Genomic DNA, 3,971 nt, shown 5'->3' with positions numbered 1-3,971 from the left:
CGCCGAACCTCAACCAGCGCCGCAATCTCGACGCGATCGACAGCAAGGGGATCGAGGTCAGCGCTGAGCAACGGATCGGCCCCGCGACCCTGCGCGCGACCTATGCCTTCACCGACGCGAAGGTCGATGCATCGGGGGTCGCGACAAGGCTCGACGGCCGCCGCCCCGCGCAGATCGCGAAGCATGGCGGCAGTGTGTCGGTCCGCGACAATGGGGGTGGTCCGCTCGGCGGCTTCGCGACCTTGCGCTATGTCGGTAAACAGAATGAGGATGATCTGGGGTTACAGGTCCTCGGCGACGCGCTGACCCTCGATGCCGGGCTGTCGTGGCGCGTTTCGGGCGCGATCAGCATCGAGGCGCGCGGCGAGAACCTGTTCGACGAACTGGTCCCCGCCGCGATCTCTTCGGCGGGAATCGTCGAACGCGCGACGCCGCGCACTTTGTGGATGGGCGCGCGCGTTACATTCTAGGATTGTCGCGCGTTTGCGGCCTTCACAGCCGGACGAAGTTCGATAAGGATAGCTGCATGGTCGCCAAAAAACTGAACCTCGACAATTTCCTGCCCTATCGCCTGTCGATCGCATCGAACGCGCTGTCGGAACGGATCGCCGCCGAATATCAGAACCGTTTCGGGCTCAAGATTCCCGAATGGCGGCTGATGGCGGTGCTCGGCGAGGGCAAGCCCAAGACCCAGCGCGAACTGGTCGAGGCGACGCGGATGGACAAGGTGACCGTCAACCGCGCGGCGAAAGCCCTTTATGACCGCCAGCTGATCGCGCGCCAGGCGCATGAGGCCGACGGCCGTTCGCACCACCTCGAACTGACCGGAACGGGACGCGAACTCTATGATGCGATCGTGCCCGCGGCGCTCGCCAGCGAGGCGCGGCTGGAGACGAATATCACCGCAGCCGAGCGCGCGACCCTGCTCGCGATCCTCGCCAAGCTGACCGCCGCCGCCGAAGATTATGGCTGATCCGCACTATCGCGTGGCGGAGGAGGGGGCGCTGCGCGTCGAACCGCTGGGCGACCTCACCGCGATCTTTGACCGCCGGTCGATGCAGACGCACCTGGTCACCCAGCCGATGCCCGAAATCCTCGCGGCGCTGGCGGACGGGCCTTGTCCTGTTGCGGCGCTCGCCGCGCGGCTCGCCGATCGCTTCGAGCTCGACGGCGCGGGCGATGCGGCGGCGATCCTGACCGAGCGGCTTGAGGAATTGGCGGCGATGGGACTGGTGGAGCGCGCGTGAGGCATGGCACACGCATCGCCGTCGGCCCGGTCCAGTTTCGCATCGGCAGCGACTGGGCGGCGCCGATCGCGGCGCTGAACCGGCTCTACGCCAGCTATCCCCAGGACGACCGGCGCCCCGCCGATGCCACCGTGCGCCTGTTCGCGGCGCGGCCCTGGCGGCGCTGGCTGCGGCCGTCGGTGCATATCGGCGGCGATTATATCGTCCCCGACGCGCTGCCGTTGCCGCTGTCGATGGGATTGCTCGCCGCCGAGATGGGGATGAATCTGCAGGTCGCGCTGGGGTGGCGGCGGCATTTGCTGCTCCACGCGAGCGCGGTCGCGAAGCATGGCCGGGCGGTGATCCTGTCGGGCGAGTCGGGGTCGGGGAAATCGACCCTCGCGGCGCTGCTCGGCGAGAAGGAGGGCGGGACCGACTGGCGGCTGATGGGCGATGAATTCACACTGATCGATCCCGCCAGCGGCGACGCGCTCGCTTTTCCGCGTGCGGTCAGCCTGAAGAACGACGCGATTGCCGAAGTCGCCGCGCGCGTTGGCCCCGACCGGCTCGGTCCGCTGCTCGCGGGCACGCCCAAGGGCGATATCCGCCACCTGATTCCGCGCGCCGAGGCGATCGCCGCGATGCACGAACCCGTGCGCCCCGCGCTGCTGCTCTTTCCGCAATATGGGGGCCCACCTGCGATCACCCGCATCGGCGAAGGCGAGGCCTTTGTCCGGCTGACCGAGGCGTCGACCAACTATGTCGCGCTCGGCGAAGCGGGGTTTGCGGCGCTGACCCGGCTGGTGCGCGAAACCCCGGCCTTCACCATTTCCTATCCCGACAGCGCGAGCGGCATCACGATCGTCGAACAGCTTTGGGCCGAGGCGCTGCGATGAGCGCGGTCGAGACCCTCGTCGAGCTGCTCGCCGGCCGCCGCGAGGCCGCGACATTGCGTCCGCGCGAATGGGATGGCGTGATCGGCGTTGCGCGGGCCGAGGCGCTGCTCGCGACGCTCGCGCCGATCGTCGGCGATGTCGAGCTGCCTTTGAGCGTCGCATCGCTCTTCACCGATATGCGCGCCGCCGCCGCCGTCGCGACGACGCAGTCGCTTTGGGAAGCCGAAATGGCGCGCCGCGCGCTCGCCCCGCACGGTATCGAATTCGTGCTGCTCAAGGGCACCGCCTATGCCGCCGCAGGGCTCGCCTGTTCGGCGGGGCGGCAGATCGGCGACCTCGACATCCTCGTCCCCTGGCATGACCTGGCGCGCGCCGAAAACGCGCTGCTGGTCGCGGGGTGGGAATGGGTGAAAGAGGACGCCTATGACGACGCCTATTACCGCCAGCATATGCACGAGCTGCCGCCGCTGATTCACAAGGCGCGCGACCGGATGATCGACGTCCACCACACGATCCTGCCGCGCACCCACCGGATCACCCCCGACGCGCTGGCGCTGGTCGGCGACGCGGTGCCGACCGAGCGCGGTTTTGCCGTCCTGTGCCCCACCGACATGGCGTGCCATTGCGCCGCGCATCTGATCGCCGACGGCGACCTGCAGGGCGGCCTGCGCAACCTGTGGGATTTCCATGCGCTGACGTCCGAATTCGTCGCCGCCGATCGCGGCTTCTGGGGCAAGCTCGATGAGCGCGCCGCGATGCACGGGCTGGCGCGCGTCGTCCACCGCGCTGCGCGGCTGGCGCGCGACCTGTTCGGAACGAAACTGCCGTCGGGCTGGAACAGCGACCGCCCGGGCGATGAGCGATACCAGCGCCGCCTGCTCGCGCGCGACGATTGGGGTCGCGCGACCGATCCGCTGCTCCGGCAGGCCTTCTACATCCGCTCGCACTGGCTGCGCATGCCGCCGCCGATGCTGGCGCGCCATTTGTGGACCAAGTGGCGCAAGGGTGGCGGCTGATCAGTTCAGCTTCTGCTTGATCGTATCCTGCGTTTGCCGCAGCCGGGCGTGGCTCGCGTCGATGATCGCCTGCTGCTCGGCCGCCAACTGGTTGACGCGATCATTGTGCCGATTGAACTCGTCCATATCGCGCCGGGAATGAAAGGCGAAGCTCGACCCCTGCGCTTCCCAGGTGCGACGCGCCAGAATCCGGCAGACGGCGAACGCTTCGTCGATCTGCCCGGCATGTCTTTCCCAGACATTTTCGGAATCCGATCTGGCGCGCACCAGCGACTCCTTCATGCCCGCCATCGCCGCCTCCTTGAGGTCGTTCGGCATGTCGGTTCTGGCAATTTCACGCGGCGCATTGTCCATGATCTGGAGATGTCGGCGTTTGAAATCGGCAACATGGGGCCCGATCGCGGCGATCGCGTCGCAATTTTTCAGGATCGCGGGATTGGCCCGCAGACGCTCTGCGTCGAACAGGGCGTAAACGCCGGCGGCTTCCAGTCGCGCCATATAGTCCTTGTTCAGCGCGGTCGTGTCGTCGGCGATCTTGGCGAGAATCTTCGACATCGGACCACGCGCCGCCGCGTCGGCGGGCAATATCGGATTGCCATCGGCATCGAAGCGCATCTCGGCAAGGGTGGTCGCATCCTGCCGAGCGTCGAGCGTGGCCTGTCCCAGCTTGAACATCGTACCAAGCGTCACCACGACCAATATTCCGGCAAAGCAGGCGACGGCTTTCCATGCCGATGCCCCGCGCAACCACGCGAAATAGAGGATCGTGCAAAGCAGGGCGGTGGCGCCGAGGATAGATCCGGCGGCAAAGGCGGGCGATGCTTCGCCGAGTG

At 67.4% G+C, this 3,971-nt stretch carries 6 protein-coding genes; 5 read left to right on the top strand and 1 reads right to left on the bottom strand.

The genetic code is table 11. The annotated features are described in order from the left end of the window. From ACREB7_RS20670 to ACREB7_RS20650, 5 genes are all read left to right on the top strand, one after another. A partial coding sequence (locus tag ACREB7_RS20670) for a TonB-dependent receptor domain-containing protein (protein ID WP_431594137.1) occupies window positions 1–470 on the top strand: 470 nt, incomplete at its 5' end. A gap of 56 nt (window positions 471–526) precedes the next feature. Then, on the top strand, window positions 527–973 hold the full coding sequence (locus tag ACREB7_RS20665; RefSeq protein WP_431594136.1) for a MarR family winged helix-turn-helix transcriptional regulator: 447 nt from the start codon (window positions 527–529) through the stop codon (window positions 971–973). Further along, window positions 966–1,247 carry an HPr-rel-A system PqqD family peptide chaperone gene (locus ACREB7_RS20660; RefSeq protein ID WP_431594135.1) on the top strand — a complete coding sequence of 94 codons (282 nt, stop codon included), beginning with the start codon at window positions 966–968 and terminating at the stop codon, window positions 1,245–1,247. Before ACREB7_RS20665 ends, ACREB7_RS20660 begins: the two co-directional genes overlap by 8 nt. Continuing rightward, entirely contained in the window at window positions 1,244–2,122 is an 879-nt protein-coding gene (locus tag ACREB7_RS20655) for an HprK-related kinase A (protein WP_431594134.1), read from the top strand. Before ACREB7_RS20660 ends, ACREB7_RS20655 begins: the two co-directional genes overlap by 4 nt. After that, entirely contained in the window at window positions 2,119–3,138 is a 1,020-nt protein-coding gene (locus tag ACREB7_RS20650) for a nucleotidyltransferase domain-containing protein (RefSeq protein ID WP_431594133.1), read from the top strand. Before ACREB7_RS20655 ends, ACREB7_RS20650 begins: the two co-directional genes overlap by 4 nt. On the opposite strand, the gene ACREB7_RS20645 is transcribed toward ACREB7_RS20650, so the two are convergent. Next, window positions 3,139–3,971: hypothetical protein (locus ACREB7_RS20645; RefSeq protein WP_431594132.1), on the bottom strand; the 833-nt coding region annotated here is incomplete at its 5' end.

This window comes from Sphingopyxis sp., assembly GCF_050725615.1.
In the GTDB taxonomy this organism is placed as follows: domain Bacteria; phylum Pseudomonadota; class Alphaproteobacteria; order Sphingomonadales; family Sphingomonadaceae; genus Sphingopyxis.
This window is presented reverse-complemented; position numbering and strand designations above follow the sequence as displayed.